We start from the raw sequence: 13,990 nt of genomic DNA, 5'->3' as shown, positions 1-13,990 counted from the left end.
CCGACGCCCGGCACCGAGCACCACACCGGAGAGGTCGTGGCCGCCCTCGCGGCGCGTCTGTGGCAGGGCGCGGCAACGGTGCCCTTGCTGACGTCTTTTTCGCCCGACGCACTGCAAGGGGCTGGCGAAAGCGCTCCCGCTTTGCCGCGCGGCCTGTTGCTGGACCGGTTGGAAGCCGGCTGGCTGCAAACCGCACTCGAACTGGGCTGTGTGGCGGTGGTCGGCAACCATGCCCTGTGGGACAGCGCCAGCGTCGCACAAGTTCATGACGTGGGCCTGCGCGCCCTGAGTTACACCGTCAATGACGAAGCGGTGGCCAGCCGCCTGATCGCGCTGGGCACGGACGGCATCATCACTGACCGGGTGGATTTGTTCAGTCCGGCTTGAAGCAGGCCAGTTCGAATTGATCCAGATCAAACATCGGCGCGGCCAGGCCGGTGCCGAGCGCAGCGTATCAGCGCTTCCAGCCGCCCAGCTGCAGCCACTGGCTGGTGGCCACAGCAAGTACCAGCGCAGCGTAGGTCAGCATTTTTCCGTCGCGGCCCGACAGCAACAACCCGGCCGCCAGCACGACCATACCTACTATGAAATTAATAGCGAGATGCAGCCACCAAACTTGGACTACCGCCTTTTTTAATCCAAAAAAAGCGGAAAAAAGCCGCGAAAACGCCACCAGCAATAGCGCGACCAGCGCGGCAGGCGCCATGAAATTGAGCAGATGGTTGAGCAGCAGGTAAGCGGTCATGGGGACGATTCAAACTAGGCCGGAACAGCCTTGGAAAATTCAAGCGAAAAGACCCTGGCGGAAGATTGATTGGAGCCGGCCGCACCTTCTTGCCCACTTCAATTTTATAATGGAGCCATGTCAGTCTGGACCCTGGGGCTAAATCATCACACCGCACCGCTCGATTTGCGTGGGCGCTTTGCTTACGCGGTCGACCAGATCGAGCCCACCCTGCGCAACCTGCGCGCGTCGCTGGCGCGCCAGTCTGAAGCCACGCTGCTGTCCACCTGCAACCGAACCGAGATCTATTGCGCCGGTGAGCACAGCGACCTGGAGCACACGCTGCAATGGCTGGCGCACAACGGCGGCGTTTCGCCTGCGCTGCTGCGCTCGCACACCTACACGCTGCAGGACGACCAGGCCGCACGCCACGCTTTTCGCGTCGCCAGCGGGCTCGACTCCATGGTGCTGGGCGAGCCGCAGATTCTCGGTCAGATGAAGGATGCGGTGCGCGCCGCCGAGGGCGCCGGCGCCATGGGCACCACGTTGCACCAGCTGTTCCAGCGCTCCTTTGCCGTCGCCAAGGAAGTTCGCACCAGCACCGAGATCGGCGCGCACAGTATCAGCATGGCGGCAGCGGCCGTCCGGCTGGCCGGTCAGCTGTTTGAAGACCTCGGCGACATCAAGGTGCTGTTTGTCGGCGCTGGCGAAATGATCGACCTGGCCGCCACCCACTTTGCCGCCAAAAACCCCAAATCCATGGCGATTGCCAACCGCACGCTGGAGCGTGGCGAAAAGCTCGCCGGCCGCTTTGGTGCCGAGGTCATGCGGCTGGCCGACCTGCCCGGGCGCCTGCACGAGTTTGACGCCGTCATCAGCTGCACCGCAAGCACCCTGCCCATCATCGGCCTGGGTGCGGTCGAGCGTGCCGTCAAGCTGCGCAAGCGTCGCCCTATGTTCATGGTCGACTTGGCCGTGCCGCGCGACATCGAGCCTGAAGTCAAGGCGCTGCCCGATATTTATCTTTACACCATCGATGACCTCGCGCAGGTGGTGCAAACCGGCAAGGACAGCCGCTTGGCGGCGGTGGCTGAAGCCGAGGTGATCATCGACGCGGGCGTGCAGAATTTCATGCACTGGCTGGACCAGCGCGGGACGGTGCCGCTGATCCAGCAGCTCAACGCGCAGACCGACGTCTGGCGCGCAGTAGAAATCGGGCGCGCCAAAAAACTGCTTGCCAAAGGCGAGCCGATCGATGCGGTTCTGGAAGCGCTGAGCCGCGGCCTGACGCAGAAAATGTTGCACGGCACGCTGGCCGAGCTGCACGCGGGTGACGCCAGCAGCCGTGAAGCCACGGCGCAAACGGTGTCCCGGCTATTTCTGCGTGGCCAGCTGCCGCAGGCATCGCGGGGATTGCCCGAAGGCAAAGAGCGTTAGCGCCGGCCTTCGCCGCCTGCAGCAGTCGCCTGTCCAGGTTGCCGACCGCGCCCTCGTCCCGGCTACTTCGCTGGTGATTCCTCTTGATTTTTCGCCTCAGCTCCCCGCCTGCCAATGAAACCCTTTCTTCGTCAAACCCTGGACCGCCAGCTTTTAAGACTGCATGAGCTGGACGCGCTGCTGTCGGCCAGCGATGTGGTGAGCGACCTTGACCGCTTTCGCGCGCTGACGCGCGAGCATGCCGAGGCCAGTGTAGTGGCCGAGCAATACATGCGGCTCACCAGCCGCGAGGCCGATCTGGTCAGCGCCGAAAGCATGCTGGCCGAGGCCAGGAACGAACCTGACATGGCCGAAATGGCAGCGGAGGAGATCGCCACGGCCAAGGCCGACATTGCACAAATTGACGAAGCGCTGCAGCTGATGCTGATTCCCAAGGACCCGGACGACGCGCGCGCGGCCTTTGTTGAGATCCGCGCTGGTGCCGGTGGTGACGAATCAGCGCTGTTTGCCGGCGACCTGTTCCGCCTGTATACGCGCTTTGCCGAGCGCAAGCGCTGGCAGGTCGAAATCATCAGTGAATCACCGAGCGAGCTGGGCGGCTACAAAGAAGTGGTCTTGCGCGTGGCTGGCGCGCCGGACGTCATGGGCGTGGGCGTTTACGGCAAGCTGCGCTTTGAGTCCGGCGGCCACCGGGTGCAGCGCGTGCCGGCCACCGAAACCCAGGGCCGCATCCATACCAGCGCCTGCACGGTCGCGGTGCTGGCCGAACCCGACGAAGCCGTTGCCATCAAGATCAATCCGGCCGACCTGCGCATCGACACTTACCGCGCCAGCGGCGCGGGTGGCCAGCACATCAACAAGACCGACTCGGCCGTGCGCATTACCCATCTCCCGACCGGCATCGTCGCCGAATGCCAGGAAGGCCGCAGCCAGCACGGCAACAAGGCCCAGGCACTCAAGGTGCTAACGGCCCGCATCCACGAGAAAGACCGTTCCGAGCGCGCCGCCAAAGACGCCGCCGAACGCAAGGGACTGATTGGCAGCGGCGACCGGAGCGACCGCATCCGTACCTACAACTTCCCGCAGGGCCGGCTGACCGACCACCGCGTCAACCTGACGCTGTACAAACTGCTGGCCATCATGGAGGGCGATATGGACGACGTCATCACGGCGCTCCAGGTGGCGCGCGGCGCCGAGCAATTGGCCGAGCTAGAAACGGCCAACAACAGCGGCTGATACCTGAAACTCAATTTTTTATGCAAAATTCACTCCACGTCCAAATAATACGGTCATTGTCAGCTATTGTTTTCATAGCAATCTGAAACTGTTAAAACCGTGACTCAAGCCACTTGCGCTCAAGCCCTTGCAACCGCCCAGACCCTGGGACTGGAGCGGCTCGATGCCCAATGGCTGCTGCTGCATGCGCTCGGCAAACGTTCTGTTGAGCGCGCCTGGCTGCTGGCGCACGATACCGATGAACTGACGGATGAGGTGGCGCAGCGCTTTCGCGACTTCAGTTTGCGTCGGGCCAGGGGCGAGCCACTGGCTTACATCGTCGGCAGCAAGGCATTTTTTGGCCTGGAATTGCGGGTCGATGCGCGGGTGCTGGTGCCGCGGCCCGACACCGAAACGCTGGTGCAATGGTCGCTCGACCTGCTTCTTGCGCCTGGCAAGCCACGCGCGCTGGAAGTTCTGGACCTGGGCACCGGCAGCGGCGCCATTGCGCTGGCACTTGCGCACAGCCTGCAGGCAGCTGGCCGCGCGGCGCGGCTGGTGGCGGTGGACGCAAGCGTGGATGCGCTGGATGTGGCGCGTGACAATGCCTCCCGGCTGTGCCTGACGGTGGAACTGCTCCAAAGCCGCTGGTTGCAGCAAGTGACAGGCCGCTTTCACCTGATCGCCAGCAACCCGCCGTATATAGCCTGCACCGATCCGCATCTGGCTGCCCTGGCGCACGAGCCACTGGAGGCGCTGGCCGCAGGTGCCGACGGACTGGACGACTTGCGTCAAATCATCGAACAGGCAGGCGCCCACCTTCTGCCCGATGGCTGGCTACTGCTCGAGCATGGCTACAACCAGGCCGCACAGGTCCGGGAATTGCTGCTTCAGCAGGGATTTTCACGGGTCTGCAGCCGGCAGGACCTAGCAGGGATCGAACGCTGCTCGGGCGGGCAATGGGCGCGGTGACCGACTACCCCTGCCCGGCACGGGAAATCCGCCAGACGGCGATAATCATGGCACGGAATGCTGCTGGCACAATTCCCGGCACTCAAGGAGCCGGCCAGAACGCCGCTTATTGACTTTTCCGGCCTTTTGGGCCCCTCCCTTTAGAAGGATTTCACCATGACCCCTACCGACCCTACCCAACAACGCATTGAACAAATCGTCAAGTCCAGCGAAGTGGTGCTTTTCATGAAGGGCACGGCCCAGTTTCCAATGTGCGGTTTTTCAGGCCGCGCCATCCAGGTACTCAAAGCCTGCGGCGTGACTAAACCCGCTACGGTCAATGTGCTGGAAGACGAAGGGATCCGCAACGGCATCAAGGAATACAGTAACTGGCCAACGATCCCCCAGCTCTATGTCAAGGGCGAATTTGTCGGTGGCTCGGACATCATGATGGAGATGTACCAGAACGGCGAACTTCAGCAGATGCTGGGCACGCCGGAGGCTTGAGACCGGGACCGGCTCGCCGGACGCGAGCAGGTTATCAGCTCAGGACGTATAGCCTTCGCAGGCGCCAGCGTTGACGCGACCCTTGCACTCACGTTTCAGGCGGGTACTGCGCTCCTTGGTGGTTTCGCCGGAGCCGGGCAAAAACTTGATCTGCCCGCTATTGCCTGGTTTGGCCGTCTTTGGAGAGTTTTTCTTCGCCTTGCTGGACGCCGGGCGTTCACCAGCGTCTGCTGGCTGCGACTTGGCATGCGCGCCACCGATCAGCGCCGCAGCCAGCAGCAGTACGGCCCAGACCGGTTTCGTTGTCAACGGTTTCATGCTTGTCTCCCTTTTGTTACCTGTTCTTCACTCTTATTAACGGGTTGAAGGCGGCGTGTCGGCACCGGCTGGCCGAAAAATTCACTGCAATCCGGCATCGCCAGGAAGCGTGTCATCAGGCGGGAGCTCTGCCGGCAACCGAAAGTCTTCGTTGGCCCAGGCACCCAAATCAATGTTTTTGCAGCGCTCACTGCAAAAAGGACGGTAGGGGTTGCTTGTGGCGTAGACACTTGGGCCTCCGCAAGCGGGGCAAACCACTTGTTTGACGGGCAGGGAATCATTACTCATGGCGCACCTGGGGTTCAATGCAAAGGCCAAAAGGCAGGGCTAACTCAGCCCGGATCAACAGCAAAGCGCTAATTCGAACATCGAATCAGCGAGGCTGGTATGCAGGCGGTCATCTTTTTCGAGGCGCATCAGGCGTACTGAAACCATCAGGCGATTGCAGCTTATTTCGGGAATCAAGTCCAGCGATGCGTCAATGTGCAGGCGCAATAACTGAAATGTCCGCCCTTGCGGCAGCATCTGCTGGTACTGGCCGGCGGGGGCCACCACTTTTTGCGGCGCGCCTGAATCGCGCAGGAGCCGCAGCAGCAGGCGTACGGACTCCGCCAATGGGCCCAGGGGCAGAACCCAGCGATGCAGGTCATGCTGACGCGCGGCGGCAGTCAGGTGCTGCCAGGCGTAATAAGCGGGCAAGTCAAACTCGCAGGTGCCACCCGGAATGCCGACCCGGCTGCGAATGCTCATCAGCCAGTCGTTTTCGGTCAGCGACTGCCCGACTTTGCCCGGCAGGTTGTTGACGGCCGAAAAACCGGCCTCAAGCTGTGCCGTGATGCTGTCCAGGACTTCTTCGGAAATCGCCGGGTTGCCGCGGTAACCGTTGAGCACCTGCTTTTGCTTTTCGAGATCCTTGAGCACGTCAGTTTTCAAATCCGCGCGCGCGCCAACGTCCATGATTTCGAAAATGGTGGCCAGTGCGTAGTGATGGTCAATCGGACTTTCCCGCTTTATCAGTTCGCCCAGACGCTGTAGCAGGTGTTCCAGCCGCAAGTAAGTTCGTATGCGTTCGTTGAAGGGATACTCGTAAAGAATCACGGCATTGTTTTTCTTGACTTCATGAATGATGTTTTCTTGGCGCATCATAGCCCGAAGCGGTTTGCCAGCTGACGGACCAGCACCTCAAGCGCCGCGAGCGTCAAAGCGTCGTTATAAATGCAGATGTCGGCGGCCGCCAGACGCTGCGGCCGACCGGCTTGCGCAGCCATTATCTTTTCGACCGTCTCGCGCGCCAGGCCATTTCTGGCCATGACGCGGGTCAGCTGGGTGGCTTCGCGGCAGTCCACCACCAGGACACGGTCCAGTTGCTGGCGCCAGCGGCCCGACTCGACCAGCAAGGGGATATCAAAAACGATACAGGCAAGGCCCGCAGCCACCGCCTGGCCTGATTGCCTGAGGGCTTCCCGGCCCACCAGCGGGTGAATGACGGCTTCGAGCTCCTCCTTGACGGCCGGGTTGCTGAAAGCCAGCTGGCGCATGTAATCGCGGTCCATCGCACCGTCTGCCATGATGACCTGCGCGCCAAACCGGCTGGCCAGTTCGGTCAGCGCTGCCCCGCCCGGTGCTGTCAGCTTTCGGGCAATGGCGTCCGCATCCACCAGCGCGGCACCGCAGGCAACCAGCACGCGGCCCACCGTGCTTTTGCCGCTACCAATGCCACCGGTCAGGCCGATACGCTGAATTGCCATCTGCCGGGCCTCCCATGACCTTCCATTGCGTTATAAGCCAACGAACTGAAGAATCGATTGCGGTCCGAACACCAGCGCAGTAAAACCAGCCCCCGCCAGAAAAGGGCCAAAAGGCACGTAACCGCCTTCGCGCAATCCGCCGGAGAACTTCATGCCGATACCGATGACAGCGCCGATCACCGAGGCCATCAAAATCATGGGGACCAACGCGGGCCAGCCAAACCAGGCGCCCAGCGCGGCAAAAAGCTTGAAGTCGCCATAACCCATGCCCTCCTTGCCCGTCACCAGCTTGAAAGCCCAGTACACCAGCCACAGGGAAAGGTAGCCGGCGACCGCGCCCCACAGGGCCACGGGCAGGCTGACCGCCGGATTCCACTGCAACGCCGCCACAATCAAACCAGCCCAAAGCAAAGGCAGGGTAATGTCGTCCGGCAGCAAGGTTGTGTCCCAGTCGATCACCGCCAGCGCCAGCAAGGCCGCAGAAAAGCCGCACCAGGCCAGCGCGGTCATGGTCCAGCCCCAACGCCACGCGCAAAAGTAAAACAGCGCGCCCGTCACCGCCTCAACCAGTGGATAGCGCAAACCATAGGCGGTGCCGCAGACCAAACACCTGCCTCTGAGAAAAAGATAACTGAGCACCGGAATGTTTTCGTACCAGCGCAGGATGTGGCCGCAACTCGAGCAGCGCGAGCGCGGCGCCAGCAGATTGAACTTCTTGCCTGATTCGGGCACTTTTCCACCCAGTTCGGCGCACTCATCGGCCCATTGCCGCTCCATCATTTTGGGTAAGCGGTAGATGACGACGTTGAGGAAACTTCCGACCAGCAATCCAAACAGGCCCGCGAGCAGCGCATTGAGCGCTGGCGACAAATCCATAAATCCCATCAAACAACCTGGCCCAATTTGAAAATGGGCAGGTACATGGAGACCACGATGCCGCCAATCAGCGTGCCCAGGAACACGATGATGATGGGCTCCATCAGGCTGGACAGCCCCGCCACCATTTCATCGACTTCCGCTTCATAGAAATCGGCAGCCTTGCCCAGCATGTGATCCACCGAGCCTGATTCCTCGCCAATGGCACACATCTGCAGCACCATGGTGGGAAACAGATTGGCATTACCCATGGCCGCTGTCAGACTGGTTCCGGTCGAAACTTCCTGCTGGATCTTTTCGGTCGCATCCGCGTACAGCGAGTTACCCGATGCACCACCCACCGAGTCAAGCGCCTCAACCAGCGGCACGCCGGCGGCAAACATCGTGGAGAGCGTGCGGGTCCAGCGGGCAATGCACGACTTCTCTATCAACGGCCCGAACACCGGCACCTTGAGCAACAGCCGGTCCATGACCTTCTGCATTTTTTCATTGCGCCGCCAGGCTTGCATGAAAAAATAGATGCCTCCACCAATACCGCCAAAAATGAGCCACCAATAGGCCACGAAAAACTCGCTGATCGCAATCACGAACAGCGTGGGTGCCGGCAAATCCGCGCCAAACGAGGAAAATACGCTTTTGAAGGCGGGAATCACGAAAATCATGATCACCGCGACCACCACAAAGGCGACCACCACCACAGAAATCGGATACATCAGGGCCGACTTGATCTTCGACTTGATGGCCTCGGTCTTTTCCATGTAAACGGCCAGTCGATCCAGCAGCGACTCGAGGATACCCGCCGCCTCACCTGCCTCGACCAGGTTGCAATACAGCGCGTTGAAATACAGCGGGTATTTGCGGAAAGCCGCGCTCAGCGAGGTGCCGGTCTCGACGTCGGTGCGCACGTCGTTGAGAAGTTTGGTCACGCTGCCGTTGGGATTGCCACGGCCCACGATGTCAAAAGACTGCAATAGCGGCACGCCAGCCTTCATCATGGTGGCAAGCTGGCGGGTAAAGATGGCGATATCGCGGGGCTTGATGGACTTGCCCGAGCGCATGCGGCGCTTTTTGATCTTGGTCGCCAGTACACCCTGTCGGCGCAAGGAAGCCTTGACCTGGTTTTCACCGGATGCACGGATTTCTCCGCGTACCTGTTTGCCGCCACGGTCTTTGCCTTCCCACTCGAAAACAAATTCCTGAATGCCTTTGGATGCTGCAGTTGCCATGGTGCCTTATCGTTGAATGAACGACCCTGAGGCCGTTTCTTCGCTGCTGTTCCACGCCGATGCGTTGATCCGGCGTTGGGTGGAACCAGGGAAGCGCCTAAACATTGGTACAGCCCAAAACCTCTTCCAGCGAGGTCGTGCCGAGTTTAACTTTGTGCAAACCGGACTGCCGCAGGCTTCTGACGCCTTCAGCCTCGGCCTGGGCCGCGATCTCCAGCGCGCTGCCATCGCGCAGGACGATGCGCTGGATCTCCTCGGAAATCGGCATGGCCTGGTAGATGCCCACGCGGCCTTTATAGCCATTGGTGCACTTGGAACAGCCTACCGGCCGAAAAGGCGTCCAGGAACCATCCACCTGCTCTTCTTTGAAACCGGCCTCCAGCAAGGTCTCGCGCGGGATGTCGGTGGGCGCCTTGCACAGCGGGCAGAGTTTGCGCGCCAGACGCTGCGCGGTAATCAAAATCACGCTCGATGCGATATTGAAGGGCGCAATGCCCATGTTCCGCATTCGCGTCAAGGTCGTCGGCGCGTCGTTGGTATGCAGCGTGGACAGGACCAGATGACCGGTTTGCGCAGCCTTGATGGCAATATCAGCGGTCTCCAGATCACGGATCTCGCCGACCATGATGATGTCAGGATCCTGGCGGAGGAAAGCCTTGAGCGCGACGGAAAAAGTCATGCCCGCCTTCTCGTTCATGCTGACCTGATTCACACCTGGCAAAGTGATTTCAGCCGGATCTTCGGCAGTGGCGATGTTGACGCCCGGCTTGTTCAGAATGTTCAGGCAGGTGTAGAGCGACACCGTCTTGCCGGAACCGGTAGGCCCGGTCACCAGGACCATGCCGTACGGGCGCTTGATGGCGGCCAGCAAACGCTCTTTTTCTTCTGGCTCGTAGCCGAGCGCGTCGATACCCAGCTTGGCACTGCTCGGGTCCAGGATACGGATTACGATCTTCTCACCAAACATGGTGGGCAGCGTGCTGACCCGGAAATCGATCACCCGATCAGGGCCGATCTTGAGTTTCATCTTGCCGTCTTGCGGCACCCGCTTTTCGGAAATGTCCAGTTTGGAAATCACTTTGATGCGCGCTGCCAGTTTCTCCTTGATGGCAACCGGGGGCGACGCAATTTCCCGCAACTCCCCATCGACACGGAAACGGACGCGGTAATACTGCTCAAACGGCTCAAAATGCAGGTCAGAGGCGCGCATGTTGAAGGCGTCGAGCAGCATTTTCTGAAGAAACCTGACCACCGGCGCATCTTCAACTTCCGCCACGCTGGCATCTTGGTCGTCAGAGGTCGAATCTACCGTCGCTTCGTCAAATTCGAAATCATCGCCAATGATGCTTTCCATCGCTTCCGAAGCCGTGGTGCTTGAAGCCTCCAGGAGCCGGGACAGCTTGTCGTATTCAGCAATCACCCAATCGACACCCAGCTGGGTCGAAAACTTGATCTTTTCGGCGGCCTCCTGATCGGACGGATCGGCCGTTGCAACAATCAGGCGGTTGTTGCGTTTGCTCAGAACCACAATCCGGTAGGTCGCGCAAATCTTGCTGTCCAGCAGGCCTTTGGGTAAACGATGGACGTCGATAGCCTCCAGGTCCAGCAGGGGTGCAGCAAACGCCGTCGACATGGTGTGCGCCAGATCGAACGCCGAGACGGCGCCCGAGCCGGTCAGTTCGGCAATAAACCGGGTGCGGCTGCTCTGCGCCTTGCGGTAGATGTCTTCCGCCGCTTTTTGGCCCAGTTTGCCGGCCACCACCAACGCGCGGCCCAAACCGGGCAATGCCATGGGCGGCGAAGGATTGATAGCGGTATCGATAACGGCCATGCGTATCAGCGTGTAAGTAAAAAGAACATCATCGCCTATTGATTACAAGGTGTAAATGGAAAATGGCAAGCCATCAGGCCTCGCGTTGGAACTATGCGAAAAACTGCACAAAAAAATAAAATTTGCACCAAATCGGAATAGAGAAATCCAGCGGCAGTTGGCGCAGACCCGTCAAAAAGCATGCGTTTTCAAGGTAGTGTCCAGAGAGTATCGCCTTCAATAGCTATCATTAAAATAGCATCAATTGCTTGGCAAAGGTAATTCCAGCGTGATTTCTGCGGGTGCACTGACACTGCTGGCCAGCACGGCTCGACGCGCTGTTACCGACTGCAGCAGCAGTCCGCCATCCACAGAGTTACCCACGCGCACCGGCTTCGCAGGCTGGCCGTCAACCGAAATCAGCGCCGCGCCACGGCCGTGCGCTGCGACCACACCAAGCAGCGCATAACGGCTGGCGGCAGCGGGTTTTTCGCCGCCGGCCGACACGGACTGGACTGCCATCCCGCCTCCCAGGGCGCGGGCCAGCGCTTGCGGACTTACATTTGGCGTTGCAGTGATGGCCGCCGTCGGGGCTACCGCCGTACCCGCCGGGCCCCACCCCCCCAGACCCCAATAAGCCGCGCTGGCGGCAGCCAGCGCGGACAGGGAAAATGTCACAATCCTGGTGAACCATAAGCGATAGGCATCTGTCTGCATGGCAGGATTATCATTGAAGCGACCATGAATACACGCAGCTCTTTCCTTACGCTCACCCGCCGCCGCCTGTCAGCGGGTTTCACGCTGATAGAGCTGATGGTGGTGCTGGTCATTATCGGCGTGCTGGCCGCCCTCATCGTGCCCAATGTGCTGGACCGCGCTGAAGACGCGCGCGCTACTGCAGCCAAAACCGACGTCAACAACCTGATGCAGGCCCTCAAGCTGTACAAACTGGATAACCAGCGCTACCCGACAGCCGAACAGGGGTTGCAAGCACTGCTGGTCAAGCCCGGCACCGGGCCGATTCCTACCAACTGGAAATCCTACGTCGACAAGCTGCCCAGCGACCCCTGGGGTCGTCCTTACCAGTATTTGAATCCGGGCATCAAGGGCGAAATCGATGTCATGTCTTTTGGAGCCGACGGACAGCCGGGGGGCGAAGGCAAAAATGCGGATGTCGGCAGCTGGGACTGAATTAGCCCCCACGCTTGCCACTGCGTGTGCTGCGCTGCCCCCCGGGGGGGCTGAACTCCGCTTGGGGCGGCCCGGCGCTTCGTTCGTGGCCCCCACGCTTGCCACTGCGTGTGCTGCGCTGCCCCCCGCGGGGGCTGAACTTCGCTTGGGGCGGTCCGGCGCTTCGTTCGTGGCCCCCACGCTTGTCATTTCGCGTGCTGCGCTGCCCCCCGGGGGGGCTGAACTCCGCTTGGGGCGGCCCGGCGCTTCGTTCGTGGCCCCCACGCTTGCCACTGCGTATGCTGGGTTGCCGCGCGGGGGGAATGAGCTGTCCGATCGGCATCGCGCTCGCGGATTCACGCTACTGGAGTTGCTGATTGTGGTGGCCATCATGGCGCTGGCAACCGCCGGCGTCGGGCTGTCGCTGCGTGACAGCTCTGGCACCGCGCTTGAGCGCGAGGCACAGCGGCTGGCTGTCCTGCTGGAATCAGCGCGTGCCCAGTCACGCATGACTGCCATCCCGGTGCGCTGGCGAATAACCGCAACCGGCTTTGCCTTTGACGGATTGACCAATTCGGCATTGCCCACGCAATGGCTCAGCCAGGATGTGCAGGCGGCCAGCACCATCGTGACACTGGGACCCGAGCCCGTCATCGGGCCGCAACAGATTCGGCTTGTGTCGATCTCGAAACCCGAGCGCAGCGTGACCCTGGCGACCGATGGCGTGCGGCCCTTCTCGGTGCGAACAGACCCGGCGGCAATGGCAGGTACGCCATGACCCTGCACCGGACTTGCAAACGTACCCGAATTCAGGGATTCACGCTAATCGAGGTGTTGGTGGCGCTGGGCATAGTAGCGGTAGCGCTCGCCGCTGGCGTGCGGGCCACCGCCTCCTTGAGCCGAAATGCCGAGCGCCAGTCCGACCTGTTGCTGGCCCAGTTATGCGCTGAAAACGCCCTGGTCAACGTGCGACTGTCCCGGCAAATGCCTGCGGTGGGAGACAATATCTCAATGTGTGAGCAGGCCGGACGCAGCCTGCTCACAAGGCTATCGGTACAAGCCACGCCCAATCCGAATTTTTTACGGGTTGAAGCGCAAATTCTTGACGGCGAGAGCCGGATATTGACGCTCTCTACCGTTGTGGGAAGGTACTGAATTGGCCCCGACGCTTAACGCTTCGTGTACTGCGCCGACTCCTGCACGGGTTCGCGGGTTCACGCTGATCGAGTTGCTGGTCGCCATCGCCGCGATGGCACTGATGGCTGGCTTGAGCTGGCGCGGCCTGGACGGCATGGTGCGGGCGCAAGCGCAACTGCAGCAGCGCGCCGACGCGGTGCTTACCCTGCAAGCCGGTCTGACGCAGTGGGCGGCGGATCTGGATGCCATGGTGCAGCTGCCCCTGACCCCAACCCTGAATTGGGATGGTCGCGGCTTGCGCATTGTCCGTCGGAGCACTGCGATGGGGGGCAACGGCCTGCTGGTAGTGGCCTGGGCTCGCCGCAATCTGGAAGGCACTGGCCTATGGCTGCGCTGGCAGTCCCCTCCGGTGTATACCCGGGGTGACCTGCAGGCTACTTGGGCCAGAGCCGCCCAGTGGGCGCAAAACCCGGGCGATGACGATAAAAAATTCGAGGTACGCATCACCGCGCTTGAACAATGGCAAATTTTCTACTACCGCGGCAACGCCTGGACCAACCCGCTTTCCAGCGACAACGCCACGCAGGTGCAAGGCGCCGACAAACCACCGGAAGTCGAAGTGACCTTGCCCGACGGCGTGCGCCTGGTGCTGACGCTGCCGTCCGGCGAAGCGATCAACGGCCTTCTCACGCGCGACTGGGTCAGGCCAGTTGCAGGGGGGAAAAAATCATGACGAGTGCCCCCCCTGCTCGCCACTGCGTGTGCTGCGCTGCCCCCCTGGGGGGCTGGCCTTGCTTGGGGCGGCCCGTCGCTGCGCCCCCCGCGCGCGAGGCAGGCGCAGCCCTTCTGACGGCGATGCTGACCGTGGCGC

The 13,990-nt window shown here is 61.2% G+C and carries 18 protein-coding genes; 9 read left to right on the top strand and 9 right to left on the bottom strand.

The features are described 5' to 3' along the window. A partial coding sequence (locus tag HHJ19_RS10955) for a glycerophosphodiester phosphodiesterase family protein (RefSeq protein WP_296907134.1) occupies positions 1-387 on the top strand: 387 nt, incomplete at its 5' end. A 67-nt stretch (positions 388-454) separates the two neighbouring features. On the opposite strand, the gene HHJ19_RS10950 is transcribed toward HHJ19_RS10955, so the two are convergent. Further along, a complete protein-coding gene (locus tag HHJ19_RS10950; RefSeq protein WP_296907132.1) occupies positions 455-745 on the bottom strand; it encodes a hypothetical protein in 291 nt (96 codons plus the stop codon). A 117-nt stretch (positions 746-862) separates the two neighbouring features. Here HHJ19_RS10950 and hemA point away from each other — a divergent pair, with 117 nt between their 5' ends. From hemA to grxD, 4 genes are all read left to right on the top strand, one after another. After that, the gene (gene hemA / locus HHJ19_RS10945) at positions 863-2,161 is read left to right on the top strand and encodes a glutamyl-tRNA reductase (protein ID WP_296907129.1); all 1,299 of its coding nucleotides are present in this window, start codon (positions 863-865) and stop codon (positions 2,159-2,161) included. Positions 2,162-2,275: 114 nt separating this feature from the next. Beyond that, positions 2,276-3,397, top strand: a complete 1,122-nt coding sequence (gene prfA / locus HHJ19_RS10940; RefSeq protein ID WP_296907127.1) for a peptide chain release factor 1 — start codon at positions 2,276-2,278, stop codon at positions 3,395-3,397. A 99-nt stretch (positions 3,398-3,496) separates the two neighbouring features. Further along, positions 3,497-4,348, top strand: coding sequence for a peptide chain release factor N(5)-glutamine methyltransferase (gene prmC, locus HHJ19_RS10935; RefSeq protein WP_296907124.1), 852 nt, complete (start codon positions 3,497-3,499; stop codon positions 4,346-4,348). A gap of 156 nt (positions 4,349-4,504) precedes the next feature. Then, complete coding sequence (grxD, locus tag HHJ19_RS10930; RefSeq protein WP_296907122.1) at positions 4,505-4,834, top strand: Grx4 family monothiol glutaredoxin; 330 nt, start codon at positions 4,505-4,507, stop codon at positions 4,832-4,834. A gap of 39 nt (positions 4,835-4,873) precedes the next feature. Here grxD and HHJ19_RS10925 read toward each other — a convergent pair whose 3' ends face one another. The 8 genes from HHJ19_RS10925 to HHJ19_RS10890 form a co-directional block, all read right to left on the bottom strand. Next, entirely contained in the window at positions 4,874-5,152 is a 279-nt protein-coding gene (locus tag HHJ19_RS10925) for a hypothetical protein (RefSeq protein ID WP_296907118.1), read from the bottom strand. 81 nt (positions 5,153-5,233) lie between these two features. Then, on the bottom strand, positions 5,234-5,440 hold the full coding sequence (locus HHJ19_RS10920; protein WP_296907117.1) for a DNA gyrase inhibitor YacG: 207 nt from the start codon (positions 5,438-5,440) through the stop codon (positions 5,234-5,236). Between the two features lie 54 nt (positions 5,441-5,494). Beyond that, entirely contained in the window at positions 5,495-6,250 is a 756-nt protein-coding gene (gene zapD, locus HHJ19_RS10915) for a cell division protein ZapD (protein ID WP_296907139.1), read from the bottom strand. Positions 6,251-6,294: 44 nt separating this feature from the next. Continuing rightward, the gene (gene coaE / locus HHJ19_RS10910) at positions 6,295-6,900 is read right to left on the bottom strand and encodes a dephospho-CoA kinase (protein WP_296907115.1); all 606 of its coding nucleotides are present in this window, start codon (positions 6,898-6,900) and stop codon (positions 6,295-6,297) included. 30 nt (positions 6,901-6,930) lie between these two features. Next, positions 6,931-7,776, bottom strand: a complete 846-nt coding sequence (locus HHJ19_RS10905; RefSeq protein ID WP_296907113.1) for an A24 family peptidase — start codon at positions 7,774-7,776, stop codon at positions 6,931-6,933. An 8-nt stretch (positions 7,777-7,784) separates the two neighbouring features. Then, positions 7,785-9,002: a type II secretion system F family protein gene (locus HHJ19_RS10900; protein ID WP_296907110.1), complete on the bottom strand. Its 1,218-nt coding sequence runs from the start codon at positions 9,000-9,002 to the stop codon at positions 7,785-7,787. A 97-nt stretch (positions 9,003-9,099) separates the two neighbouring features. Continuing rightward, positions 9,100-10,833: a type IV-A pilus assembly ATPase PilB gene (gene pilB, locus HHJ19_RS10895; RefSeq protein WP_296907107.1), complete on the bottom strand. Its 1,734-nt coding sequence runs from the start codon at positions 10,831-10,833 to the stop codon at positions 9,100-9,102. 240 nt (positions 10,834-11,073) lie between these two features. Then, positions 11,074-11,529: a type II secretion system protein N gene (locus HHJ19_RS10890; RefSeq protein WP_296907105.1), complete on the bottom strand. Its 456-nt coding sequence runs from the start codon at positions 11,527-11,529 to the stop codon at positions 11,074-11,076. Between the two features lie 24 nt (positions 11,530-11,553). Here HHJ19_RS10890 and gspG point away from each other — a divergent pair, with 24 nt between their 5' ends. From gspG to HHJ19_RS10870, 4 genes are all read left to right on the top strand, one after another. Then, positions 11,554-12,003, top strand: a complete 450-nt coding sequence (gspG, locus tag HHJ19_RS10885) for a type II secretion system major pseudopilin GspG (protein WP_296907103.1) — start codon at positions 11,554-11,556, stop codon at positions 12,001-12,003. Positions 12,004-12,172: 169 nt separating this feature from the next. Further along, positions 12,173-12,760, top strand: coding sequence for a prepilin-type N-terminal cleavage/methylation domain-containing protein (locus HHJ19_RS10880; protein ID WP_366929402.1), 588 nt, complete (start codon positions 12,173-12,175; stop codon positions 12,758-12,760). After that, positions 12,757-13,137, top strand: a complete 381-nt coding sequence (gspI, locus tag HHJ19_RS10875; protein ID WP_296907100.1) for a type II secretion system minor pseudopilin GspI — start codon at positions 12,757-12,759, stop codon at positions 13,135-13,137. The genes HHJ19_RS10880 and gspI overlap by 4 nt, the downstream gene beginning before the upstream one ends. Position 13,138: 1 nt before the next feature. Next, on the top strand, positions 13,139-13,852 hold the full coding sequence (locus HHJ19_RS10870; RefSeq protein WP_296907098.1) for a type II secretion system protein J: 714 nt from the start codon (positions 13,139-13,141) through the stop codon (positions 13,850-13,852). Positions 13,853-13,990 lie beyond the last annotated feature (138 nt).

Origin of the sequence: Polaromonas sp., from assembly GCF_012927415.1 — a bacterium.
Lineage (GTDB): Bacteria > Pseudomonadota > Gammaproteobacteria > Burkholderiales > Burkholderiaceae_C > Polaromonas.
Note: the sequence above shows the minus strand (reverse complement) of the source record. Positions and strands in the feature narration are given on the sequence as shown.

Coding starts and splice junctions, on each gene's coding strand:
- gspI (WP_296907100.1), top strand. CDS start 12,757: ATGACCCTGCACCGGACTTGCAAACGTACCCGAATTCAGGGATTCACG.
- pilB (WP_296907107.1), bottom strand. CDS start 10,833: ATGGCCGTTATCGATACCGCTATCAATCCTTCGCCGCCCATGGCATTG.
- coaE (WP_296907115.1), bottom strand. CDS start 6,900: ATGGCAATTCAGCGTATCGGCCTGACCGGTGGCATTGGTAGCGGCAAA.
- gspG (WP_296907103.1), top strand. CDS start 11,554: ATGAATACACGCAGCTCTTTCCTTACGCTCACCCGCCGCCGCCTGTCA.
- HHJ19_RS10890 (WP_296907105.1), bottom strand. CDS start 11,529: ATGCAGACAGATGCCTATCGCTTATGGTTCACCAGGATTGTGACATTT.
- HHJ19_RS10950 (WP_296907132.1), bottom strand. CDS start 745: ATGACCGCTTACCTGCTGCTCAACCATCTGCTCAATTTCATGGCGCCT.
- HHJ19_RS10900 (WP_296907110.1), bottom strand. CDS start 9,002: ATGGCAACTGCAGCATCCAAAGGCATTCAGGAATTTGTTTTCGAGTGG.
- HHJ19_RS10920 (WP_296907117.1), bottom strand. CDS start 5,440: ATGAGTAATGATTCCCTGCCCGTCAAACAAGTGGTTTGCCCCGCTTGC.
- HHJ19_RS10925 (WP_296907118.1), bottom strand. CDS start 5,152: ATGAAACCGTTGACAACGAAACCGGTCTGGGCCGTACTGCTGCTGGCT.
- prfA (WP_296907127.1), top strand. CDS start 2,276: ATGAAACCCTTTCTTCGTCAAACCCTGGACCGCCAGCTTTTAAGACTG.
- grxD (WP_296907122.1), top strand. CDS start 4,505: ATGACCCCTACCGACCCTACCCAACAACGCATTGAACAAATCGTCAAG.
- HHJ19_RS10905 (WP_296907113.1), bottom strand. CDS start 7,776: ATGGATTTGTCGCCAGCGCTCAATGCGCTGCTCGCGGGCCTGTTTGGA.
- hemA (WP_296907129.1), top strand. CDS start 863: ATGTCAGTCTGGACCCTGGGGCTAAATCATCACACCGCACCGCTCGAT.